This window comes from Traorella massiliensis, assembly GCF_900104665.1.
Taxonomy (GTDB): Bacteria; Bacillota_I; Bacilli_A; order Erysipelotrichales; family Erysipelotrichaceae; genus Traorella; species Traorella massiliensis.
In genome coordinates this window covers 1,091,599-1,114,810 of sequence record NZ_LT629969.1, presented here as the reverse complement: position 1 = coordinate 1,114,810, position 23,212 = coordinate 1,091,599, and the positions used below count along the sequence as shown (strand labels likewise).

At 35.4% G+C, this 23,212-nt stretch carries 22 protein-coding genes, 2 pseudogenes and 1 other annotated feature; of the genes and pseudogenes, 20 read left to right on the top strand and 4 right to left on the bottom strand.

Features of this window, described 5'->3' with window-relative positions:
- Positions 1 to 138: 138 nt before the first annotated feature.
- The 4 genes and pseudogenes from BQ5367_RS12800 to BQ5367_RS12785 all read right to left on the bottom strand — a co-directional run.
- Positions 139 to 648: pseudogene (locus BQ5367_RS12800) on the bottom strand (IS1634 family transposase); the annotation flags it as partial.
- Positions 649 to 657: 9 nt separating this feature from the next.
- Positions 658 to 1,530: an IS3 family transposase gene (locus BQ5367_RS12795; protein ID WP_268874427.1), complete on the bottom strand. Its 873-nt coding sequence runs from the start codon at positions 1,528 to 1,530 to the stop codon at positions 658 to 660.
- Between the two features lie 62 nt (positions 1,531 to 1,592).
- Positions 1,593 to 1,895 carry a transposase gene (locus tag BQ5367_RS12790; RefSeq protein ID WP_071440699.1) on the bottom strand — a complete coding sequence of 101 codons (303 nt, stop codon included), beginning with the start codon at positions 1,893 to 1,895 and terminating at the stop codon, positions 1,593 to 1,595.
- A gap of 133 nt (positions 1,896 to 2,028) precedes the next feature.
- Positions 2,029 to 3,258 (bottom strand): annotated as a pseudogene (locus tag BQ5367_RS12785) (IS1634 family transposase); the annotation flags it as partial.
- Between the two features lie 155 nt (positions 3,259 to 3,413).
- Here BQ5367_RS12785 and BQ5367_RS12780 point away from each other — a divergent pair.
- The 20 genes from BQ5367_RS12780 (at position 3,414) to BQ5367_RS13200 (ending at position 23,190) form a co-directional block, all read left to right on the top strand.
- A complete protein-coding gene (locus tag BQ5367_RS12780) occupies positions 3,414 to 5,057 on the top strand; it encodes an IS1634 family transposase (RefSeq protein ID WP_071442330.1) in 1,644 nt (547 codons plus the stop codon).
- A gap of 397 nt (positions 5,058 to 5,454) precedes the next feature.
- Complete coding sequence (locus BQ5367_RS12775; protein WP_071442838.1) at positions 5,455 to 5,625, top strand: indolepyruvate ferredoxin oxidoreductase subunit alpha; 171 nt, start codon at positions 5,455 to 5,457, stop codon at positions 5,623 to 5,625.
- Positions 5,626 to 5,665: 40 nt separating this feature from the next.
- Positions 5,666 to 7,111, top strand: coding sequence for a tRNA (N6-isopentenyl adenosine(37)-C2)-methylthiotransferase MiaB (miaB, locus tag BQ5367_RS12770; RefSeq protein WP_071442837.1), 1,446 nt, complete (start codon positions 5,666 to 5,668; stop codon positions 7,109 to 7,111).
- Between the two features lie 81 nt (positions 7,112 to 7,192).
- The gene (locus BQ5367_RS12765; RefSeq protein ID WP_071442836.1) at positions 7,193 to 8,851 is read left to right on the top strand and encodes a ribonuclease J; all 1,659 of its coding nucleotides are present in this window, start codon (positions 7,193 to 7,195) and stop codon (positions 8,849 to 8,851) included.
- Positions 8,852 to 8,866: 15 nt separating this feature from the next.
- A complete protein-coding gene (locus tag BQ5367_RS12760; RefSeq protein WP_071442835.1) occupies positions 8,867 to 11,110 on the top strand; it encodes a DNA translocase FtsK in 2,244 nt (747 codons plus the stop codon).
- Between the two features lie 182 nt (positions 11,111 to 11,292).
- Positions 11,293 to 12,669 carry a dipeptidase PepV gene (pepV, locus tag BQ5367_RS12755; protein ID WP_071442834.1) on the top strand — a complete coding sequence of 459 codons (1,377 nt, stop codon included), beginning with the start codon at positions 11,293 to 11,295 and terminating at the stop codon, positions 12,667 to 12,669.
- 1 nt (position 12,670) lies between these two features.
- On the top strand, positions 12,671 to 13,300 hold the full coding sequence (gene trmB / locus BQ5367_RS12750) for a tRNA (guanosine(46)-N7)-methyltransferase TrmB (RefSeq protein ID WP_071442833.1): 630 nt from the start codon (positions 12,671 to 12,673) through the stop codon (positions 13,298 to 13,300).
- Between the two features lie 18 nt (positions 13,301 to 13,318).
- A complete protein-coding gene (locus tag BQ5367_RS12745; protein WP_071442832.1) occupies positions 13,319 to 13,984 on the top strand; it encodes a hypothetical protein in 666 nt (221 codons plus the stop codon).
- 10 nt (positions 13,985 to 13,994) lie between these two features.
- On the top strand, positions 13,995 to 14,330 hold the full coding sequence (locus BQ5367_RS12740) for a thioredoxin family protein (protein WP_071442831.1): 336 nt from the start codon (positions 13,995 to 13,997) through the stop codon (positions 14,328 to 14,330).
- Positions 14,331 to 14,366: 36 nt separating this feature from the next.
- Positions 14,367 to 15,002, top strand: coding sequence for a hypothetical protein (locus BQ5367_RS12735; RefSeq protein WP_071442830.1), 636 nt, complete (start codon positions 14,367 to 14,369; stop codon positions 15,000 to 15,002).
- A 14-nt stretch (positions 15,003 to 15,016) separates the two neighbouring features.
- Positions 15,017 to 16,324: a UDP-N-acetylmuramate--L-alanine ligase gene (murC, locus tag BQ5367_RS12730; RefSeq protein WP_071442829.1), complete on the top strand. Its 1,308-nt coding sequence runs from the start codon at positions 15,017 to 15,019 to the stop codon at positions 16,322 to 16,324.
- Between the two features lie 45 nt (positions 16,325 to 16,369).
- Positions 16,370 to 16,783: a hypothetical protein gene (locus BQ5367_RS12725; protein ID WP_071442828.1), complete on the top strand. Its 414-nt coding sequence runs from the start codon at positions 16,370 to 16,372 to the stop codon at positions 16,781 to 16,783.
- A gap of 10 nt (positions 16,784 to 16,793) precedes the next feature.
- The gene (locus BQ5367_RS12720) at positions 16,794 to 17,333 is read left to right on the top strand and encodes a hypothetical protein (RefSeq protein WP_071442827.1); all 540 of its coding nucleotides are present in this window, start codon (positions 16,794 to 16,796) and stop codon (positions 17,331 to 17,333) included.
- A 19-nt stretch (positions 17,334 to 17,352) separates the two neighbouring features.
- Positions 17,353 to 18,345: a LacI family DNA-binding transcriptional regulator gene (locus BQ5367_RS12715; RefSeq protein WP_071442826.1), complete on the top strand. Its 993-nt coding sequence runs from the start codon at positions 17,353 to 17,355 to the stop codon at positions 18,343 to 18,345.
- Positions 18,339 to 18,525: a binding site (T-box leader), on the top strand. Its footprint overlaps the gene before it by 7 nt.
- A gap of 33 nt (positions 18,526 to 18,558) precedes the next feature.
- On the top strand, positions 18,559 to 19,782 hold the full coding sequence (gene tyrS / locus BQ5367_RS12710; protein ID WP_071442825.1) for a tyrosine--tRNA ligase: 1,224 nt from the start codon (positions 18,559 to 18,561) through the stop codon (positions 19,780 to 19,782).
- An 826-nt stretch (positions 19,783 to 20,608) separates the two neighbouring features.
- The gene (locus BQ5367_RS12705; RefSeq protein ID WP_071442824.1) at positions 20,609 to 21,376 is read left to right on the top strand and encodes a hypothetical protein; all 768 of its coding nucleotides are present in this window, start codon (positions 20,609 to 20,611) and stop codon (positions 21,374 to 21,376) included.
- The gene (locus BQ5367_RS12700; protein ID WP_071442823.1) at positions 21,366 to 21,944 is read left to right on the top strand and encodes a dipicolinate synthase subunit B; all 579 of its coding nucleotides are present in this window, start codon (positions 21,366 to 21,368) and stop codon (positions 21,942 to 21,944) included. The genes BQ5367_RS12705 and BQ5367_RS12700 overlap by 11 nt, the downstream gene beginning before the upstream one ends.
- Positions 21,941 to 22,801 carry a 4-hydroxy-tetrahydrodipicolinate synthase gene (dapA, locus tag BQ5367_RS12695; RefSeq protein WP_071442822.1) on the top strand — a complete coding sequence of 287 codons (861 nt, stop codon included), beginning with the start codon at positions 21,941 to 21,943 and terminating at the stop codon, positions 22,799 to 22,801. Before BQ5367_RS12700 ends, dapA begins: the two co-directional genes overlap by 4 nt.
- Before the next feature lie 22 nt (positions 22,802 to 22,823).
- Positions 22,824 to 22,991, top strand: coding sequence for a sporulation protein Cse60 (locus BQ5367_RS13205; RefSeq protein WP_074022028.1), 168 nt, complete (start codon positions 22,824 to 22,826; stop codon positions 22,989 to 22,991).
- Between the two features lie 40 nt (positions 22,992 to 23,031).
- Complete coding sequence (locus tag BQ5367_RS13200; RefSeq protein ID WP_074022027.1) at positions 23,032 to 23,190, top strand: DUF1540 domain-containing protein; 159 nt, start codon at positions 23,032 to 23,034, stop codon at positions 23,188 to 23,190.
- The last annotated feature ends 22 nt before the right edge of the window (positions 23,191 to 23,212 follow it).

Below are 23,212 nucleotides of genomic sequence, written 5' to 3'. Positions count from 1 at the left end.
TTTGGATATTCTATTGAAGTGAAAATTACATTTGTGCTATAATCCCATCTTTGACAGTTAAAAAGTAAGAAACCTCAAGAAAACACCGAGATTAAGGGTTATTCCTGAGGTTTTGGTTTTGTAAAGATATGTAGTATTTTATTGCTTTTCCTTACTTTTTTTAATGATGCTTCTCATCTTTGATTTCTTGATGATCTCTGTATCAGTTCTGAATCCGAATACTTCGTGTAATTTATCCGTTAATTCTGTTCTTGTGTATGTCGGAATATATCCATATTCTTCTAGCCTACATACTTCCATCTTCTTCAGCGTGCTGATGATCTGTTCGGCTGTATATTCTTTTTCCAGCCTGATCTCCAGTAATCGAAAGATCATCAGTGCAATGAAACAGATCAGAAAGTGTGCTTTGATTCTGTCTTCTCTACGCAAATATACAGGTCTTGCATCGAATTCTGTTTTCATGATCCTGAAACATTCTTCAATCTGCCATCTGCGCTTATTAATGTTTATGATCTGTGCTGCATCTCCTTCTATATCGGTTACCACTGCATAGAAACCATCATACATAGTTTCTTTGTCTATCATGTCTTTATCGAGTTCATATATTTCTTTATCTGCTACCTCGCCATATTCCGTAACTGATGTCTTGGTACTATGTCAAGAAAAAGTACCAGTTAAATTGATAGTTTTGTAATTTTGTAGTGATTGTATTTGACGATTGTAATATTCTTTTTCATATGAATCTGGACTCATGTATTGACAATGTCCATGTATTCTCACTGTGTTGTAAAATGTTTCTATGTATTCAAACACTAATCTCTTCGCTTGTTCATAATCCCATATTTTATATCTGTTTATCCACTCCCTTTTCAATAATGAATGAAATGATTCTATGCATGCATTGTCCCATGGTGTCCCTTTTTTTGAATAACTTCTCTTTAAATCTTTAGTTAATTCTCTGTATTCCTCACATGTAAACTGTATGCCGCGATCACTATGTATGACCAGTGGATGATTCACATTTCGCCGCTTCTTGGCTCTTTTAATGACTTCCAAAACTGATGAGGCTTTCATGTCCTTTGTAAGCACCCATGCTATGATCTTTCTTGAATACAGATCCATGATGCTCGTTAAATAGACAAAACCATCTGTATATGTCCATATATACGTGATGTCTGTACACCATGCTGCATCCGGCTTTTCAGGATTGAAATCCCTTTTGAGGATATTCTTGAGTTTGCTGCTGAAATCTTTTGATATCGTTGTTTTTGTTTTGGGCTTGATGTAGCACGCTTTTATGCCCATTTCATGCATATAATTGGTTACTGTCTTCTGTGATATTTTTAGTCCTTTTTGTCGGAGAATATATGTTATTTTTGGTGCTCCATAGACTTCCTTGCTTGTTTCATAAATTCCCCTGATCATCTTCTTGATTTTCTCCTTATTGCTCTGTTGCTTTGATTTCTTTCGATGGAGCCAGCTGGTCAAGCCACTTCGTGATATGCCGATAATCCTACATACTGACCTTATTGAAATGCCTCTTATTCCTATATTTTGTTCAACATATTCCTTTACTGCCTGATAGATGGCAGCTACTGGCTGTTGAGAATGTTCATAGCTTTTTTTAATATTTCAACAGCATCCTTAAGGTCTCTGTTTTCTTTTTTCAGACGTGCAATTTCCTTAGCTTCATCACTCGAAAAATTGCCAGAGCCCCTAAAAACATTCGATTTATCATCGGTTGAAGCATATTCATTCACCCATCTGTAAAGAGAACTTGTAGATATTCCAAGATTTGATGCCACCTCTTCACAGGTTAAATCAGGATGTTCTTCTTTGTATTTGACTGCATTTATTTTAAATTCTTTATCAATGACTTTCTTTTTACTGCTCATAGTATTCAAAACCTCTTTTCAATTTTATAAACAATATCTGTATATCTTTCTCGCAATAAAGATAGTCTTTTCTTTATTAAAAATCAAGATTGATCTTTGGAGAATTTCTCAGTTTAACTGGCCCTAAATTAATACTAGCACTAGTCTTCTTCACAAAGCGAGCAGGATCGTTCGGATTCCTTCTCTCCTTCTTCAATTTATCTCCACTTTCGATCAGCTTCTTTGCTCGTTCTAATTGCTGCTCTCTGATCTTTTTCTGATAAGCTCTGTATTTTGGCGAATAGGTAACGATCATGGTTTCTGACAGTTTTTTTGATTCGATCGGCACTTCTTTATAGTAGATGGTTTCGTATACTTCAGGATTCGTCTCATCCAGAGCAGAAATATCGATCCATTCGTTACTTCCCGGCTTTCTGAACTGTTTTGGATCTAAGGCAGTTTCCCGGTATTCCTGTTTCAGCTTTTTCAGTGACTGGGTAACTACATAGCCTCTTCCGCCCATGTCATTGAAGAGCCTGTTGTCCTGAGAAGCGAGTCCGGAATCTGAACAGAAAATGAATTCAGAGCATTCGAAATCACGGATGACCTTCTGTTCGAGAGGTTTTAGAGTTTTCTGTTCATTCTGACTGCCTGGATAAATATCAAAAGCAAGAGGAATACCGTCTGCATCCATAAAGAGTCCCATTCCAACGATAGGATTAGGTCTATGTTCTTTGCTCTTGCCATATTTCCTCAATTCATCGGATTCTTCAATTTCAAAATAATAGTTAGTACAGTCATAATAAAGAATCTTCGTATTTCTGCTGTGTACGAAATGACTATTGCGATAGAGTTCGGACTGGATATAATCAGACTCGCCTGCAAGGACAGAAAGAGAACGATACATGTGATGAAGATCATACTCAGGCTGTTCCAGAAGAGTCTGTGCAAAAGAATAAGTGCTCTTCTTGCTGGCAGGATAAAGGATACGGGCATAGACCATATCAAGCAGGATATCCTGAAAAGGATATTCATAATCATGGCGATTCCTGATATTCCGGCAAATATTATCGAAACGCAGATCAGAGCATAGCGACTGAAGGAAGAGATAGCCGCAGTTGAAATTTCTTTGCTCGTTTAATTTGATCTGCATATTAGGATGAAAAGGGATAGAAATGGTTTCGTTTTCTTTTTTATAGGAATCGGTAGCAAGTTTAGCCTGCTGTTTCGCCCAGGCAATGACCTTATCCCTGTCATTATCATGAAGAGGGAGCAATTGATCCATGGAACCAAGCTTTTTAAAGATTTTAGAAGTACTTTTTCCATTCCTATCACGGAAAGAATGAATAATATAAACCTGTTCTGCATTTGTAGATTTACTGATACTGCGTTAACTTAATTTAGTTTTATACATCTATAAAAAAGAAAAAATATAAATAGCTCAAATAGGTGATAAAATAAGCGTATTTGAGCTTTTCTGTTCGGAAAGAGTATGATATAATAGATGTATAAATATACATCTATAGAAAGGATGATTTTATGCATCAAAATCCTGTGGATTTACCTGAAAGAACAGTCATCATAAAAGGCAGAAGTGGCAGTTATGTGTACTTGACACAAAGGGTTAAATATTCGCCAGAATTAAAACAAACCAGACCAGTAAGAGTAGCTATTGGAAAACTTAACGAAGAAGGAAAGCTGATTCCAAACAGGAACTATTTTGAAATATTTCCATATGAACAGAATGAACCCGGAGATAAAGCAGACTTCGTTATTGCGGGACCTCATTTTGTGGCGGACAAGATAAGTGCTGGGAATGGATTAAAAGAACTGCTGGAGACGATTTTCAAAGATGATTCGGACAAGATCCTGGATATAGCGACATATATGATGATGAGCGAAAATAACGTAATGCAGTATTTTGAAGACTATGGATATAATCACACATTGTTCAGTGCAGAGAACTTCGATGATAATGCGATAGGAAGACTGTTTAAAAAAATAAAAGTAAAGGATATCGATTTGTTCATCAGATCGTGGGTACATATGCATGTTGAGAAGCAAATCTATATAGCTTATGATTCGACGAATATGAACAGTGCTGCAGGAAATCTTGAATTGGCAGAATACGGACATGCGAAGGATCGTGATGAATTACCGCAAGTGAATTTATCAATAGGATATAATCAGACGGATCAGGTGCCTTTATTCTATGAATTGTTTCCGGGAAGCATCATCGACAATACGGAATGTGAAAAGATGGTGGAGAGAGCCCGGCAGTACGGATGCAGGGAAATAGGATTCATACTGGACAGGGGATATTTTTCATTACGGAATATAAGGTATTTCGAAAAGCATAATTATGACTATATACTGATGACGAAGGGGAATGCAAAGTTCATACAGGAAGCGGCAGAAGAAGCAGGAGCAGTATTAAAGAACGGATATTCAAATTATATGCAGGGATACGAACTGTACGGGATGACAGTAGAGAAGGATTTATTCAATACAGGAAAAAAAGAATATGTGCATGTATATTATAATGGAATAGAAGCGGAGAAAGAAAAGATTACGATCAATAACAGATTCAATAAGATGGATGAGGAGTTAGAGAAGAAGAAAGAGAAAAAGATAAAGAAAACAGAAGATGTGAAAAGCTATGAGAAATATTATCGATTGGGATTTGATGAGAATGGATACTTCATGAATTATCAAAGAAAAGATAACGAAATCATGAAGCTGATAAATAAAGCGGGATATTTTGCGATAGTGACGTCAAAAAAGATGAGTGCAGAAGAAGCGCTGGAAACATATCGGGATAGGGATGCGGTGGAAAAGATATTCAGGATGGAAAAGACATATTTAGGGAATGATGTATTCAGAGTACATTCGGAAGAGAAACTTGAAAGCAAAGTGTTCGTATCATTCATAGCATTGATTATCAGGAATGAGATTTATCAGTCATTAAAGGAATTGTATAAAACGAATAGAAAAGAGTACACAGTACCGAAAGTATTGAAAGATTATGAACGGCTGGGAGTAACTAAATTAGCGGATGAGAAATATCATATAAGATATCGACTGACAAATAAGCAAAAGAAGATATTAAAGGCACTGGGAGCAACAGAAGAAGAATACAGGAAGTTTGTAAATGAACAAATGGATATGTTAGTTAATAATTAACATATCCATTTTATATAGATGTATAATTTTTTGAGAAGTTGACGATACTGACACGCATAAAATATCACCAGATATATTATAACACAGAATACCACAAAATACTACATATAAAAACATAAAAATTGACAAAATTTCATTAAAAAAAAGCTTATTTTAAGCCTTATATTAAATATCATTAATTTGATAAGGTGTTAAACTCCCGTCTGTGGATGCATCGTTGAAATTGATGATGATACTAACAAAGCCGTATCAATTAAAAGAGTTCAAATGAAAGAGCAGTAATGCTCTTTTCTTTAGATAAAGGAGTTTTTCAAAACTTTAGTTTTTTTGGATATTCTATTGAAGTGAAAATTACATTTGTGCTATAATAGTAGAGAAATAAAAGGAGGTTATCTTCATGCCAGTAACAATTAACAAAGATACTTGCATCGGTTGTGGTGCTTGTTGTGGAGTTTGCCCAGTTGGTGCATTATCAATGGATGGCGATAAGTCAACTTGTGATGAATCAACTTGTATTGACTGCGGTGCATGCGTTGCCACTTGCCCTGTAGAAGCAATTACACAATAAACCAAGCAAATGCTTGGTTTTTTCATGGAAAGAGGAAATTATGAAAATCAATGAAAATTGGAATATACCAAATTTAAATGAAGCAAAACAACGAACAAAAAAACAAGCTGTGATTGAAAAATCACTCTTTAATATACCTTTTGAAGTTGCACAGTTAGGAGTAGGAAGAACCTATTATCTGCGCACTTATGGCTGTCAGGCAAATGAACGTGATGGTGAAACAATTGCGGGAATTTTAGAGGCAATGCACTTTACTCCTGTAAAAAATGTTGAAGAGGCGGATTTGATCCTTTTAAATACATGTGCAATTCGTCAGAATGCAGAAGATAAGGTTTTAGGTGAATTGGCTTCTTTAAAACGTCTTCGTAAAACAAACCCTGATCTTATTTTTGGACTTTGTGGCTGTATGGCTCAAGAAGAAGAGGTTGTGAAAACGATCATTGAAAAGTATCCACATGTAGATCTTGTATTTGGAACGCATAATATTCATCGTTTGCCAACTTTGCTGTATCAGGCAATGATGTCAAAAGAACGTACCATTGAGGTCTTTTCTAAAGAAGGCGAAGTGATTGAAAATTTACCGGTAAAACGTTTTGGTACACATAAAGCATGGGTCAATATTATGTATGGCTGTGATAAGTTTTGTACATATTGTATCGTCCCATATACTCGTGGTAAGGAAAGAAGCCGTCAGGTTGAAGATATTCTTGAAGAGATCCATGTATTGATTGAAGAGGGATATAAAGAAGTGACACTTTTAGGCCAAAATGTGAATTCTTATGGTAAAGATCTTCAAATTGAAGGTGGATTTGCATATCTGCTCGAAGAGGCAGCAAAAACAGGAATCGAGCGCATTCGTTTTACGACATCTCATCCTTGGGATTTCAGTGATGAAATGATCGATGTGATTGCGAAATATGATAATATCATGCCATTTATTCATTTGCCTGTGCAATCAGGTAATGATGATATCTTAAAGATCATGGGCAGACGTTATACAAGCGAGCAATATATGACTCTTTTCCATAAAATAAAGAATAAGGTCAAAGATGCTGCTATTTCAACGGATATCATCGTTGGTTTTCCTAATGAAACAGAAGAACAGTTTCAGGATACGTTAAAGTTAGTAGATGAATGCCAATTTGACAATGCCTTTACCTTTATCTATTCTCCACGTGCCGGAACGCCGGCTGCTGCTATGGAAGATAATGTTAGTGAAGAAGTAAAGCAGCGTCGTTTACAGGAACTGATGGATCATACCAATCACTGGGCAAGAGAGAAGAATCAAGCTTACGTTGGAAAAGTTGTGCAGGTATTGGTAGATGGACCAAGCAAAAAGAATCCATCTGTATTTAGCGGTTATTCTCAGACAAATAAGCTAGTTAATTTTACAGGTGATGGTATTTGCGCCGGTGATTTAATAGATGTAAAGATTACAGCAGCTAAATCATGGTCATTGGATGGAGAAGCAATTAAAGTGAAATAATTCACTTTTTTTGTTTTTTCTTCTATGGCATGTTATAATAACTAAAACGAAGAAGATAAATATAATCTAAAAGGAGGATCTATGGATCAAATACGAATATGTGCATTGGGTGGGCTCGATGAAAATGGAAAAAATATGCTGATGGTTGAAGTTAATTCAGAAATTATCTTGATTGAAGCCGGAATTAAATTTCCTGAATCAGATCAGCTGGGTATTGAATTTATCATTCCTGATTTCACCTACCTGATTGAAAATAAAGAGAAAATTAAAGGTGTTTTTGTGACTCATGGACATGACGATGTATCACGTGCCTTACCTTATCTTTTGAAACATGTGAATGTACCTGTATATACGGGAGCTTTAAGTGCTAATGTTTTAAGAGATTTACTAAAAAAAGAAGGTGTTACTGATTTTAAAATCAATAAAGTGAAAAGGACAGATCATATTAAGGTAGGAAATATTAAAGTTCGTACTTTTGCAATGACACATGCTTATCCTGATAATTTTGGAATAGCTATCGCAACAAACCAGGGCTATATTGTTTATACAGGTGAATTTATCGTTGATTATGATATGCGTGCTCCTGAATATAGTTTTGATATCAATGAATTAAGTGAAATTGGTAAAGCTGGCGTATTATGTCTTCTTAATGAATCAGTAGGCGCAGAAAAAGAAGGACATACTGCTCCTTTTCATCGTATATCATCGACGCTGGAGCCTCTTTTTGAATCAAGTGAGCACCGTATTTTAATTAGCTGTTACTCCCAAAGCCTTTTTAGAATGAGAGAAATTTTGGATCTGGTAATACGTTTTAAAAAGAAAGTTTATTTCCATGGAGAAGAAGCTAAATATTTTTTAAAGCACATGGCTGAATTAAACTACTATAAATTTCCAAACGAATTGATCGTAAATGATCGCAATTTTGATGATTCTAATGATGATATTATTATCCTGATTACCGGAAGAGGGAAAAATCTATTTAGAAAATTGCAGAAAATTGCTATGCATGAAGATGAACGTGTTCATTTCAGAGCGACTGATACAATTGTAATTGCTTCTCCAGTTGTTAGCGGAACTGAAGAAGAAGCGAACAGCATGGAAAATGAGATTTATAAAGAAGGCGGACAAATTTATTCATTAAATTCTAAAAAGATTTATTCGATGCATCCTAGCAGTGAAGACTTGAAAATGATGCTTTATCTTTTTAAGCCACGCTATTATTTGCCGGTAAAAGGTGAATACAGACATTTGATCAAAAATGCGAATTTAGCGTTTAATATGGGATATCGTCCAGATCAGATCGTAATATTAGACAATGGTCAGTTTGCAACTTTTGAAAATAAAATATTGAAGAGTGTTGCTGATCGTATTGAACTTGAGGATACGATGATCGATGGCAAGGAAAACTGGGATGTTACCGGGGTTGTCTTAAAAGATCGTGAGATCTTATCAAATGAAGGGGTCATGGTCATTGGAGTTAGCGTAGATTTTAAAACAAAGAAAATCATTGGCGGTGTCGATGTACAGACAAGAGGGTTGATTTACTTAAAAGATGCGGAATACATCTTAAAAGAAGTGATGAAGATCACTGAAGATACGATTAATGAAAATGTTGCGAATAAAACATATGAAAACATTGAAACACGTGTAGATGTCAAAGAAAAAGTGACACGTTATTTATTGAAGGAAACGGGTAAAAGACCAATGGTTTTACCTGTTATCATTGAAATCAATCAGTAGTTGAGGGGGATCAGGATGACTAAGCAGAAAAATGCCAGGAAAACGACCAATAAAAAATTGGATAATGAAATTTTAACGATCATTTACGCATTTTTGGCGATTGCTTTGTCAATTATTGGCATTCTTGAAATCGGTCCTGCCGGAGTTGCGTTAGGCCGAGTGATGTTTTTTCTGGTTGGAGTGCTAGGTAATATAGTTTTCGCATTCATTATAATTCTCTCGGTACTGATTCTTTTCAAAAAGAATTTGACTCAGATAAAGATGCGTACTATCATTGGCCTGATTAGTTTTTTTAGTGCCTGGCTTTTATTAGTTGCCGCTCCTGATGATCACAGTATTGTTGGAATGGATGTTATTCATCATTTTCTTGCAAATGTAAAAGAGATTTTTAATGATACTTTGATTGCTTCTATTGGAAATGGCGGTATTTTGGGAGCATTCCTCTATGCTTTGTTTAGTGCTTTATTTGACTTTACTGGCACACGAATCATGACCATCATGTTTATTCTGATCGGTATCATCATGTTCTGGGATCAGTTAAGAGCAATTTTTGGTTTTATTACTGATAAGGTACAGAAGACAAAAGAAAAAAACAATATCAGAAATGAAAAGAAAAAGAAAGAAAAACTGCTTTTTGAAGATGATTATGATGAGGTTATTGATTATGAAAAGCCTCAAGGAAGATTTGATTTTGGAAGCCTTGTTGCAGATAAGGTTTCTGATGAGCAACATTCAGAAAAAACAGTGATTGACATACAGGCCGATTCCGTTCAAGAAGAAAAACATGAACCGGAGATTGAAACTTCTTTTCTTACAGATTATTCAAAGTATCGTTTACCAGGTTTAAATTTATTGAATTTAGCTGGTAAGGGAAGTGTTTCCGCAAATAATAAAAAAGCGGCTGCTGAAGCTGGCGAAAAGCTGTTACAAATATTAGATGAATTTGGTGTTAAAGCTACTTTGGTCGATACTCATATCGGTCCGAGCGTTACAAAATTTGAATTAAAACCGGATCTAGGTGTAAAAGTATCCAAAATCAGCAATTTGCAGAATGATATCAAACTAGCTTTAGCGGCTAAAGATATTCGTATTGAAGCACCGATCCCATCTAAAAGTGCAGTAGGAATAGAGATACCGAATGTAGATAAAACGATTGTTGGTTTAAGAGAACTTTTACGCAGCATACCGGAAAAATATGAGAATAGTAAGCTTTTGTTTGCTCTAGGAAAAGACTTGTTAGGACAGCCAGTTTACGGTGAATTAAATAAGATGCCTCATTTATTGATTGCGGGTGCTACAGGATCAGGGAAATCAGTTTGTGTAAATTCGATCATCATATCTTTGATCATGAGGGCTCGGCCTGATGAAGTGAAATTACTGCTGATCGATCCTAAGAAGGTTGAATTTACTGCATATCAGAATATACCTCATCTTATTGGACCTATCATTCATGATGGGGAGGAAGCGAATACTTCTTTGAAAGTAATCGTAGAAGAAATGGATCGTCGTTATGATCTCTTTTCAAAGGCGGGTGTAAGAAATATTGCAGGATATAATGAAAGATGTGATCAGTATCCTGAAGAAGGACATACCAAATTGCCATGGATCGTTGTGATCATTGATGAGCTGGCTGATTTGATGCTGGTGGCAGCTAAGGAAGTAGAAGCGAGCATTCAGCGCATCACGCAACTGGCACGTGCTGCCGGAATTCATTTAGTTGTAGCAACACAGCGTCCTAGTGTTGATGTAATTACGGGTCTTATCAAATCAAATATTCCCTCAAGGATTGCTTTTGCGGTATCCAGTGCAGTGGATTCTAGAACGATCTTAGACCAGCAAGGTGCAGAAAAACTTTTAGGCAGTGGTGATATGCTTTATATTCCGATTGGTGAGCAATCGCCTATACGTGTTCAGGGAGTTTATGTCAGTGATGAAGAAGTAAATCGGGTAACAGAATTTGTTTCTAAGCAAGGACGTCCTAAATTTGATGATGCTTTTATACGTCTTCAAATGATTGAAGATTCTACAGCAGCTGTAGGAATGGATTCTAATGATCCGTTGTATGATGAAGCTAAGCAATTTGTCATTTCATCTCAAAAGGCTAGCACATCACTGCTTCAGCGTAAGTTCAGCATCGGTTATCAGCGTGCGGCTAGATTGATTGATATGATGGAAGAAAAGGGTATTGTCGGACCGTCTCGTGGCAGCAAGCCAAGGGAGGTTTATATGAAAGATCCGATGAATGAGGATCAAATATGAGAATTAAACGTATTTTTTGATATAAAAATAGGATCATGATCAATATGGAGCATTGATGTATTTACCGATAAAAATCAATGCTCCTTTTATAACCTAAAAAAACACATAAAATAACAAATTTGAAAGCTGAAAAAGTTATGAAAACATATGAAAATGTGATAGAATAGTAACGAGGTGTTAATATGGACTTTAAATTAGAAGCTAAAAAATATGAGAAGCAGTTTAAAGAAGACTTAAAAGAAATCGTCAGCATTGCTTCATTGCGTGATGATTCTACCAAATCTGAAAAGGCTCCTTTTGGAAAGGCCTGTCGAGCTGCTTTAGATAAAATGATGGAAATCGGTCAAAAGGCTGGTTTCCATGTAAAAGATATCGATGGCTATGCCTGTGTGATCGAATATGGAGATCAGGATGAATCTATTGGTATTTTGGCACATCTGGATATCGTACCAATCGGTGATGGCTGGACACGTGATCCTTTGGGCTGCGAAGAAGTAGAGGGTTTTATGTTCGGCAGAGGGGTCTTGGATGATAAGGGACCGCTGATTGCCGGGTTGACGGCGATGCGTATTTTAAAAGATAATGGGATAAAGCTGAATAAGAAAATACAATTAATTTGTGGATGTGATGAAGAAAGCGGCATGCAATGCATGGAATATTACTGTAAGCATGAAAAACTTCCATCATTATCTTTTACTCCAGATGCGTCTTTTCCAGTTATCTATGGTGAAAAAGGTATCATGAGCCTTGAATTGAAATTTAAAAACGATACACCAATCCAAAAGATGAGTGGTGGTGAACGGATGAATGTTGTCATTGGAAAAGCTGATGCTCATGTAAATAATTTTAATTATGAAAAGGAATTTGATTTTTATTTAAAATCAAATGGACTAAGCGGATCTATTGAAGAAAATCAAATGACTAAAATACATGTGGAGGGTGTTTCTGCACATGCCTCTACTCCTTGGTTAGGAGTGAATGCTGGTCTACATCTATTGAATTTTGTCGGATGTGTTTATAAGGATGAAAAACTGATACGTTTATCACAGATGCTGATGGATGTTCGTGGTTATAAGACTCAAATTGGTATTGAAGGTGCTTATATGGGGCCTTTAACTTGCAATGCAGGTATTATTCGTATTGATGAAAATGAGATCTCAGTTACATTGGATATTCGATATCCAAATGATATAACTTGTGAAGCGATCATCTCAGGAATGAAAAAAGCTTTAAAAGAAGCTGGACTTGAAGGAAGTGTTGAATGTTTATCAGACAGTAAGCCTTTGTTCTTAAATCCAAATAGTGATTTTATTCAAAAGCTGATGAGTGTTTATAAAGAATACTCTAATGATGATTTCACACCGGCAATGACGATGGGTGGTGGAACTTATGCCCGCAAATTGCCAAACTGTGTTGCCTTTGGCCCGGAATTCCCACGTCCTGTGGAAACCTCTTTAACAATTGGCGGTCCGCATCAGGCTGATGAAGCTATCAACATAGAAGAAATGATGACAAGTATTGCTATCTATGCTGCGGCATTAGAGGTTTTGGGTAAATAATATGCGTGTTAGAAATCTGCCATGGGCAAAAGATTATCTGCCTTTGCAGCCTTCTTACATTTCTGATCCACAAGAATATAAAGGAAAATGGAAGGAAAAGCTGCATGTTCAAACATTACATCTTGAAATTGGCTCTGGAAAAGGTGATTACTGGCTTTCAATGAGCGAGCAATATCCAGATGAAGGCTGGATCGGGTTGGAAAGAAATACCAGTATTGCAGCCTTAGCTTTGAAAAAGGCCGAAGGAAAATTTCAAAATAATCGTGTTTTTATCTGCCAGGATGCAAAAGATTTGAATGAATGGTTTGAAGAGGGAGAATTGGATGTGATCCATCTGAATTTTTCTGATCCCTGGCCTAAGAAAAGAAATACAAAGCGTCGATTAACTTATCGAACATTTTTAGAGGTGTATCGTAAATTGCTGAGTGATCAAGGAAAAGTGATCATGAAAACAGATAACACAAAACTTTTTGAATTTTCACTTATTGAATTTCAAAACTGCAATTTTCATTTAGAAGAAGTTTATTTAGATTTTCGTAAGGAGGATCATCCTGAAGATGCGATTACTGAATATGAATTAAAATTCATGAATCAGAATCATCCGATTTACAGAGGAATCTGGCATAAATAAACAGAAAGGATGTGAAATATGAAAAAGGTGGCATGTCTTATGCTGACACTGCTGTTATGTGGCTGTCAGGTCAATGAAACAGATTTAAAAAACGAGCTGACAAGTGAGCTTAACGAGCTTTCCGATCAAGATCCTGTAGCATACACTACCATGAATAAGCCTCTTTATTCATATTATCTTCCTAAAGATGTTGGCCGTATACAATCAAATCCGCTGAGTTCACTTTTTATGAAGGATGGCGTAAAATTCATAATGAATTTTAATCCTAATGAGGTTGTTATACATGATTATTATCAGATGGATACTGTCAAGGTATTAGAAGAAACGGTTGAAAATGGAGAAACAGCTTTATTTTATGAAGCAGGGGGAACTTTTAGGGGGAGTGATGATCGATATCATGAATATAAATGTCAGATCACACAACTTGATGATGGAAGTTACTTGTTGCTTTTAGATATGGAATATGTAAATTTTACGGCTATTTTGAAAGCTGTACAGATTCAGCCATTAATTCGTTCAATGTTTATCATTGCGAAATCATTACAATATGATTCAAATGAAGTAATTGCACAGTATTCTTTAAGGAGTTCCTCAGAATCAGTTATGAGCGATCTTGAAGAATTCAATCAGGAATTACCGGATAGCGGTTCATTGTCAGAACTGATAGATCAACAAGAAGAGTAAAGGAGTCATTATGAAAGAATGGATGAATGTTTTAGAAAACGAAGAGCAGTTTTATGAACTGACTCAGGAAAATAAGACCACGGTATTTGTTTTTAGCGCTGAATGGTGTCCGGATTGTGTTTATATCAAACCGTTTCTTCCTGAATTGATCGAGAAGTATTCTCAGTTTATTTTTGTATATGTTGATAGAGATGCATATATTGATTTATGTATAGATCATGAAATCATGGGAATTCCTTCTTTTGTTGTTTATAAGCAAGGAAAAGAAATCGGCCGATTTGTCAGTAAGCTAAGAAAAACAAAGGAACAAATCGATGATTTTTTAAGTTCAATGCTTGAAAAATAGTTCATGTTAGATATGGCAATAAGGAGGTTTTAAAAAATGTTTGAATGGTTGAAAAATTTATTGTTTGATGAAGAAGATGTCGTAGTTGAGGAAGATAAGCTCGAACAAATCGATTTCACAAAAGTAGATGATTTTGAAGATATTCTTTCTGAACCGTCGAAAAAAACGAATGTACATAAAACTGTAGAAAAGCAAGAAGAACCTGTAGCAAAGGAAAAAAAAGAAGAGGTTTTATTACGAACGGAATTCAATATTCAATTAAAAGATGAACCTAAAAAAGAAAAACCAGCTGAGGTGAAAACAAAACGTTCTGAAAGAACATCAAATGAACGAAAAGAAAAGGATATTGAGATCAATTCAGTAATCTCTCCAATGTTTGGTGAAGGGGAAGAAAAAAAAGTTGAATCATTAGCTCCATCATCACCAATGATGAAGAAAAAGGATGGTCTTGGAACGGTGATCTCGCCTATTTATGGACAAGCGGAACTCAGTATTCATGAGCAGGAAGCTATTGCGAAAATTAAAGAAAACAAACAGACAGAAATGCCTGTGATCGAGGAAGATGACTGGAAAGATGATATTCCTTTGGAGGAATTAATTTCGGGTGAGGAAGAAAGCGATGACTGTGTACAGTTTTCGCTGTTTGGAGACGATCAGTCAATCAAGGAATAGAAAGAAGGAGCACTGTGGTACATTTTATAGGAATTAAAGGAAGCGGCATGGCTTCACTGGCATGTATTCTTAATGATATGGGAGAAGAGGTCAAAGGAAGCGATATTGAAAAATACATTTTTACGCAGAAACCTTTAGAAGAAAGAAATATAAAAATTACTTCATTTGATGAGAGCAATATTAATGAAAACGAAACGATTATCATTGGAAATGCTTTTGATGACACAAATGTTGAAGTAAAAAAAGCCAAGTCTTTAAAAAATGCAGAAGTTTATTATTATCATGAATATTTAGGAAAACTAGTTGAGAAATATACTTCTGTTTCTATTGCAGGCACGCATGGTAAGACAACTACAACGAGTATGATGGCTCACCTCTTAATGGCTGTTCAGCCTACAGGTTTTTTAATTGGTGATGGCAGCGGCGATATGGAAAAAAATGCTCATTATTTTGTGCTTGAATCATGTGAATATCAGCGCCATTTTATGGCTTATCATCCTGATTATGCTATCATAACAAGTGTGGATCTGGATCATATTGACTATTATCGTAATCTGGATGACTATAAAAGTGCTTTTATCGATTTTGGAAAACAAGTAAAAAAACAGCTGATTGTCTTTGGTGATGATCAAAATATACAAAGTATGGATTTTCAACGTCCTGTACTCACTTATGGGATGGGGGAAAATTGTGATGTCAGAGCTATCAATTTTAGTGAGGATGAAAATGGTATGACATTTGATGTTATGATTCATCATAAACTTTATGGTCATTTTGATTTGCCTTATGTTGGTATCCATCTTTGCTGGAATACGCTGGCAGTAATTGCATTAGCTTATTGTGAACATATTGCTGCTGATGTTGTTCAACGGCAAATGTCAACATTTGAAGGTGCTAAGAGACGCTTTGTCATCGAAAATAAAGGAACACAGACTTATATTGATGATTATGCTCATCATCCAACAGCCATTGCCCTTACAATTGAAGCGGCAAGAATTAAATTTCCTGATAAAAAATTAGTTGCTATTTTCAAACCGGATCGTTATTCACGCATCTATGCTTTTATGGATGAATTTGCCCGAAGTCTTCAGAAAGCGGATGAAGTCATTCTTTGTCCTTTTCCTGAAAATGCTAAAAAAGAAGAAGGAATCGATATTGATATCTATGACTTAGCAAAGCTGATACCCGGTTGCAGGGTCATGAATGAAACTGAAGAAAATGCCCGTATTTTAAGTCAGGAAGAGAATGTTACCTATCTATTTATGAGTTCGAAAGACATCTATAAGTGGAAAGATCTTGTAAAAAGTTTTCATTGCTCTTGAAATTGCTTACAAAATAGGGTATATTTATAATAATGAGGTGAAAATATGCAACTGGAACAGTTTTTTGAAACATTGAGCTATATCTGCATGAAGATCTTGCCAATGCTTGGAGTTGTTTTGCTGGTTTATTTAATTATGATGGTGAGAAGTCTCATCATTTGTCTAAAGAGTGCCACTAAAACATTTGATGAAGCAAATCACCAGCTGAGAAAGCTGGATGTACCGCTTCATACAGTGAGTGAAATATCAAAAAGTGTCGATCATGTTCATGATTTAACAAAAGAATCTTTAAAAAGTATTTCTTTAAGTTTATTTCAGACTATCAGCGCTTTGAAGGAGTGGCTGGCAAACTTCCTTCATAAAGAAGAAGCAGCTATGGAATCGAATGATGTCGTAGATATGGATACTGATGAATTTAAAGATTCATCAGAAAAAAGAGAGCCTTCAGAAGGTGAATAAAGGAGAAAACATGGAAAATAATAATAAAGATATTGAAAAAATTCAGGAAGAATTAAAATATAAGATCATTACTTTGGATGATGATAATGAAGATTCTAAAATCAAAAAAATAATTGATGATGTGATTGAAGAGATGAATAAAGCTTTTGAAAAGTTCAAAGCCTGGTACGATGAAAACAAAAACTCTGAAAAAGCACAGGAAATCAAAGATAAGTTCATTTCAGAAATGAATCAGCTTGCTAATAAAACATCTCAGGTAATTAATGATATAAAAAATAATCCGGAATTACAGGAAAAATTAGCGAGTGGTAAAGAGACAGTCGTAGGATTGTCTAAAAGAATCTACGCTGGTGTAGAAAGTGGTGTGGGTACGATTCTTGAGAATGAGAAAGTAGCTAAAACAATTGATACAGTGAGTGATAAAGTGGTTGAAGTCATTCAGGATGAGAAAGTACAAAAAGGAATCAAAGCGACCAAAAAAGGTATTTTAAATGTAGCAACGAGTGCTTATGAAGGACTGAAAAATATTTTAGATGATAAAGAAGAGTAATAACGGGCAGGTGATGAAGATGAAAAGAATTACAATTTATGATGTTGCGAAAGAAGCCAATGTTTCGTTAGCTACCGTATCACGTGTTATTAATGGAAGTGATGTAGTACGTGAAGATACACGTTTGAAAGTTGAAGAAGCTATTAATAAATTAGGATATAAGCCAAATGCAATTGCTCAGGGTTTGGCTTTATCAAAGACGACAACGATTGCTTTAGTTGTACCGGGAACTAGTATTTTTATGACCGGACAGGTCATCAATGGTCTTTTAGATGTTGCTAAAATTTATAAATATAATATTGTTTTACATTCTGTTAGTGAAGGTATTACACAAATGGAGGATGTAATTGACAATATTATTAAGTCAAGAGCGGATGGTGTTATTATTTTTAATGACAAATTAAACCGGAATGAATTAGCAACGCTGAATAGCTATCAGATACCAATCGTTGTCATTGGAAATAGAATTTCTGATGAGATGATTGGCTCAGTATTTATCGATTACGAAAATCTGGCATATGAAACTACAGTTAAATATTTGGATAAGGGAATTGAGGATATTGCTTTGATTGAAGACCGCAGAAATCCGTCTTATATTCGTCAGCTTTTACGTGGCGTTAAGAAGGCTTTTGAAGAAAGAGGCTTGGTTTTTGATCAGTATGTGGAAATTCCAAAGGAGTATCGTTCTTCTTATTTATATTTAAAAGAATATTTCAAGACTCATTCTCATCAGATGGTCTTGGCATATCGTGATTCACAGGCAATGGCTGTATTGAATACAGCTAATGAGAATGGTATTTCTGTACCAGATGATATGGAAATTATATGTGTTTATGATAGTAAATATAACTCTATGGCTCGTCCGCAGATTTCATCTTATAAGATTCCTGATTATGATTTAGGTGCTGTGGCGATGCGTGTCATGACAAAAATGCTTCATGATGAAAATGAAGTTATTGACAAAGAAATTGAATTAAGTTATATTTATACTGCTCGTAAAACAACAAAATAGCGTTGAAGAGACAAGAGCTATAGGATCACTTTTCAGAGATATGATGGCTGGTGAAAATCATAATGTGACTATAGAAATACACCTTGGAGCTGCTTATGAGAATAAGACGTATATCGGCGTTAACGATATGAGTGCACAGTTGATGTGAACTAAGGTGGTACCACGTAAAGCGTCCTTGGATGACGCTTTTTTATTTTAGGAGGGAATGAATGTATGAATCTATATGAAGAATTAGAATGGCGAGGGCTCATTAAAGACTGCAGCTCGCCAAAGATCAAAGATCTTTTAAACAATGAAAAAATTACTTTTTATATTGGAACAGATCCTACAGGGGATAGTTTGCATATTGGCCATTATTCTTCTTTTTTAATATCAAAAAGATTAAAAAAAGCCGGACATAATCCTATTCTTTTAGTAGGAGGAGCTACAGGTTTGATTGGTGATCCAAAACCAACTGCTGAAAGAGCTATGATATCGAAAGAAGAAGTAGCCCATAACATTGAAAAACTAACTAAACAGGCATCAGAAGTTTTTGGATTTGAAGTCGTGAATAATTTTGATTGGTGCAAGGATATCAATTTTATTGATTTTTTGAGAGATTATGGTAAACACTTTAATATTAACTATATGCTGAATAAAGATATTGTCTCAAGAAGACTTGATGAAGGAATTACCTATACTGAATTCTCTTATATGATTATTCAAGCTCTTGACTTTTTACATCTTTATGAAAGCAGAGACTGTATCATGCAGGTAGCTGGTCAGGATCAATGGGGAAATATGACAGCGGGCATTGAATTGATTCGTAAGAAGCTTGGTAAAGAAGCTTATGCATTTACAATGCCCCTGGTAACAAAAGCAGATGGTACAAAGTTTGGGAAAAGTGAAGGTAAGGCAATCTGGCTAGATCGGGATAAGACATCACCATATGAAATGTATCAGTTCCTGGTTAATAGTGAAGATAGTAAAGTAATCGATTATTTAAAAACATTAACTTTCCTTTCTAAAGAAGAAATTGAAGCTTTAGAGGAGAAAATGAAGAGTGAACCACATAAACGTGAGGCTCAAAAAGCATTGGCAGCTGAAGTGGTACGTGACCTTCATGGTGAGGAAGAATTACAAAAAGCATTACGTATTACAGAAGTTTTATTTAGAGGGAATATTACGGATCTCAATGAGGATGAGATTAAAGATGCTCTTTCTACTTTTGAATCATCTGCGGTGGCTGAAGCGCAAACATTATGTGATGTTTTAGTAGAAGCTAAAATTGCCAGCAGTAAAAGAGAAGCAAGAGAGTGGATTTCACAAGGATCTATTCAGGTCAATGGTGAAAAAGTTAAAGATCCACAAGCAATCATTTCAAAAGAAGCAGCTCTTTTTGATAATAAGACAGTTATTAAACGTGGTAAAAGAAATTATTATGTTATTGCTCAATAAATCGCACATCGTGCGATTTTTTGTGCGACAGGCAGTCGCTATAGTTCAAACATGTACAGGCATGGTTGAGCTTTCTTTCTTATTAGAAGTTCTACTTACGATACGGTGTATAAACGGAGTATACGAACTTTGAAAAGAAAGGTGTCACGTAGGTGCAAGTCCTACTCTGTTGAGTTCCAATGCAAGACAGAAAATCTAAATTAGTGCACTTTCGTGAGGAAGTGTGCGAAGGAGTTGTGGGAAACCGAGAGGTCCATAGATGGTCTGGCAGGCCGAAATATAGTGTGAACTACATAGGCGGCAGGGATGTTTGACGACCGTGCGAAAAAGCGGGAAGTCTATATACTATTTACTAGAGTGAATTGGATGAGCAAATAGGAACATTCATGTGTTGGTGGTTGGCATGTCAGAAAGGATATAGCGATGACCCTGTGAGAGCTTCATACTCGCAAAGGGTCTTATGATAAACCCCCTATTTATGCCTGTTCAGATAGAAAAGAAGCAGGACCCGGCAGTCATGCGATTCACTGGAAGATGGAAGCATGGCAAAGGGATGGAATCCTGCCAGAAAAAAATAATAAGCTGACACTGGAGCATTTCGCCAATGCCTTACGCTTCAGAGAGGAGCAAAAGAAGGAGATGTGAAGGTGCCGGTGGAACCACGCCGCTAGAAAGGCAGGTGGGTATGCAGATAGGGAGTTGCTTATTTGCATATGATTTTGGTTACAAAATCATTTTCTTGATTATAGGATAAAAGACAGATTATTTGTTTTCTGGTGTCGCATAATATGTAAATGAGCATACTTTATATTGAAAGGATGTGGCTATGCTTGCAATTTTAAATAGTGATACACGCATGAACATGGTTTATCAGTACCTTAAAAATAAGATGGAATGTATTCTTCTGGATGATTTTACCATTTTAAGAATGAAATTTGATGCCATGGTACTGCCAATGTCTGGATGGAAAGAAGATGGATGCATGGTGATTCGTGGCGTAGATATGAAGTGTCCTGTTGAGTTTTTTGATATGTTAAAAGCAGATGGTACTATTATATGCGGAAATATGACACCTAAAATAAAAGAACTTCCTTTTAGAAAAATTGATTTAAATTCATACGAAACATTTATTCAGGCGAATTCAAAATTAACTGCTGAGGGTGTCTTATTTTTACTTTTAGATCATACAAATCAAGGTTTATTGGATCTGGATGTAGATTTGATCGGATACGGACATAGCGGAAAGGCGATTTATGAATTATTAAAAAAAGTAGGTATTCAAGTCCGGGTCATTCGCCGAACAGTAATGGAAGATAGCAATGAGTTTATAAGCGTTGATGAATATCTAGGGTTAAAACCTTCTTCAATCATTATTAATACTTCAATTACAAATATCATAGATGATTTAATGATTCGAAAAATGGATGAGAATCTAATCATCAATCTTGTAAGAAGTGCAGCTTTCAATGAGGTACTGCTTCGTCAAAGACGCTGTCGTATCGTTCATGCAGGACCTTTGCCTGCAATGTTCTCACCACAAAGTGCTGCACATGTAATGCAGGATACACTTATGGAAATTTTATATGAAGAATAAATTATTAGTAGGAATCAGCGGTTCTTTTTGTAATCATGAGCGGGTTCTGAATGAATTAGAAAAATTAAATGATGAATATGAATTAAGCTTTGTATTTACTCAAAATGTTACAACATTAGATACTCGTTTTTCAACAGCTAAGGATTTGATGGAACAATGTCAGCGATTAACAGATATGCCGATCATAACCAGTATTGTAGAAGCTGAAAAGATTGGCCCTTCTAATATTTTTGATTTAATGGTTATTGCACCTTGCAGTGCAAATACACTTTCAAGAATCGTACATGGTGCTTATGATTGTCCGGTAGCTTTATGTGCAAAAGCAATGGTGCGAAATCAAAAAAATGTTTTGATAGGAATTGCAAGTAACGATATATTGGGCATCAGCGGTGTTAATGTCATGAAAATGATCAATATGAAACATTTTTATGTGCTGCCGTTTTATCAGGATGCTCCAGAGTTAAAACCAAATAGCTGCACAAGTGATTTCACATTACTTAAAGACGCATTAGGATCAGCCTTTGAATCGAAACAGATTCAGCCGATATTAAGGGAGAAAAAAATATGAAAAAATTATATGTAGCACTTATTACTCCTTTTACGATCATGAATGATATTGATTATCCAGCCCTTGATAAAATCATTCTTCGCCTTTTAGATGAGAACGTAGAAGGCTTTATCGTATGTGGAACAACAGGCGAAAGTCCTACCTGTAGTGAAAATGAGAAGATTGCTTTATTGGAACATGTCATCCACCTTTGCGAACGTCGCTGTGAAATCTATTTTGGTATAGGAAGCAGTAATACATGTGATTCTATGCGCTTATTGAAACTAAGTGAAGATATGGACTTTGACGGTTATTTAATAGTGACACCATATTATAATCAGCCTACCCAATTTGGCTTATATGAACATTTTTCAACACTTGCAACAGAAACAAAAAAGAAAATCATACTTTATAATGTACCATCAAGATGTGGTGTTTCCTTAAGTGCAGCAACCGTTATCAAACTAGCCAATGACTATAAAAATATTGTAGCCTTAAAACAGGCTTCTAAAGACTTAGAAATGGTAAAAGAAATCTTAAATGCAACCACAGATTTTGAGGTGCTTAGCGGGAATGATGATTATCTTTTAGAAGGAATGATGAGCGGTATGAGCGGGGTCGTAAGTGTGATTGCTCATTTCACAGCTACAAAGATGATGGAATTTTTTAAAGGAATCGAAGAGGGAAGAGATGTAAGCGAATTAGATATCTTTTTTAAAAAGCTTGCTCATCTTTGTTTTTTAGAGTCGAATCCCATCTGTATCAAATATCTTTTAAGTCAACAAAATGAATGTGAAAATGTACTGCGTCTGCCTATGACTGCTATTAGTTATGAAGCAAAAACAAAGATTGATCAAAATTATGACAAAATATTTTAATTTGTTGTGATATGGTTTGTTTATGAAAGTAAAATGTATCGATGAACAACATGAAAATGATTTAACACAAGCAGTGAATGATTTTATTGAAAATAAAAAGGTCATAGATATAAAATTTTCAAATGCATGTTTTAAAAACAATGATGAACAGATTTATTGTTTTAGCGTATTGATCCTCTATGAAGAATAAAGATGCATTTAAACGGCATACTAGTTATGGAGGAAAAACAATGGAAAAGAAAACAAAAATCAATTGTTCGGTCATGTCCTGTATTTTCAATAACCAGAAAATCTGTGATGCTCATGAAATCAGTGTGGGATGTGATCGTTGTACAAGTGCCAATTGTACACATGAAACAGAATGTGTTTCCTTTCGCATAAAATCTTAGAAACATTGACTGTTGAAAAGGT

Coding starts and splice junctions, on each gene's coding strand:
- BQ5367_RS12720 (WP_071442827.1), top strand. CDS start 16,794: ATGGAAAATAATAATAAAGATATTGAAAAAATTCAGGAAGAATTAAAA.
- BQ5367_RS12715 (WP_071442826.1), top strand. CDS start 17,353: ATGAAAAGAATTACAATTTATGATGTTGCGAAAGAAGCCAATGTTTCG.
- trmB (WP_071442833.1), top strand. CDS start 12,671: ATGCGTGTTAGAAATCTGCCATGGGCAAAAGATTATCTGCCTTTGCAG.
- BQ5367_RS12775 (WP_071442838.1), top strand. CDS start 5,455: ATGCCAGTAACAATTAACAAAGATACTTGCATCGGTTGTGGTGCTTGT.
- BQ5367_RS12705 (WP_071442824.1), top strand. CDS start 20,609: ATGCTTGCAATTTTAAATAGTGATACACGCATGAACATGGTTTATCAG.
- miaB (WP_071442837.1), top strand. CDS start 5,666: ATGAAAATCAATGAAAATTGGAATATACCAAATTTAAATGAAGCAAAA.
- BQ5367_RS12780 (WP_071442330.1), top strand. CDS start 3,414: ATGCATCAAAATCCTGTGGATTTACCTGAAAGAACAGTCATCATAAAA.
- BQ5367_RS12735 (WP_071442830.1), top strand. CDS start 14,367: ATGTTTGAATGGTTGAAAAATTTATTGTTTGATGAAGAAGATGTCGTA.
- BQ5367_RS13205 (WP_074022028.1), top strand. CDS start 22,824: ATGAAAGTAAAATGTATCGATGAACAACATGAAAATGATTTAACACAA.
- BQ5367_RS13200 (WP_074022027.1), top strand. CDS start 23,032: ATGGAAAAGAAAACAAAAATCAATTGTTCGGTCATGTCCTGTATTTTC.
- BQ5367_RS12760 (WP_071442835.1), top strand. CDS start 8,867: ATGACTAAGCAGAAAAATGCCAGGAAAACGACCAATAAAAAATTGGAT.
- dapA (WP_071442822.1), top strand. CDS start 21,941: ATGAAAAAATTATATGTAGCACTTATTACTCCTTTTACGATCATGAAT.
- BQ5367_RS12740 (WP_071442831.1), top strand. CDS start 13,995: ATGAAAGAATGGATGAATGTTTTAGAAAACGAAGAGCAGTTTTATGAA.
- BQ5367_RS12700 (WP_071442823.1), top strand. CDS start 21,366: ATGAAGAATAAATTATTAGTAGGAATCAGCGGTTCTTTTTGTAATCAT.
- BQ5367_RS12725 (WP_071442828.1), top strand. CDS start 16,370: ATGCAACTGGAACAGTTTTTTGAAACATTGAGCTATATCTGCATGAAG.
- tyrS (WP_071442825.1), top strand. CDS start 18,559: ATGAATCTATATGAAGAATTAGAATGGCGAGGGCTCATTAAAGACTGC.
- BQ5367_RS12790 (WP_071440699.1), bottom strand. CDS start 1,895: ATGAGCAGTAAAAAGAAAGTCATTGATAAAGAATTTAAAATAAATGCA.
- BQ5367_RS12745 (WP_071442832.1), top strand. CDS start 13,319: ATGAAAAAGGTGGCATGTCTTATGCTGACACTGCTGTTATGTGGCTGT.
- pepV (WP_071442834.1), top strand. CDS start 11,293: ATGGACTTTAAATTAGAAGCTAAAAAATATGAGAAGCAGTTTAAAGAA.
- BQ5367_RS12765 (WP_071442836.1), top strand. CDS start 7,193: ATGGATCAAATACGAATATGTGCATTGGGTGGGCTCGATGAAAATGGA.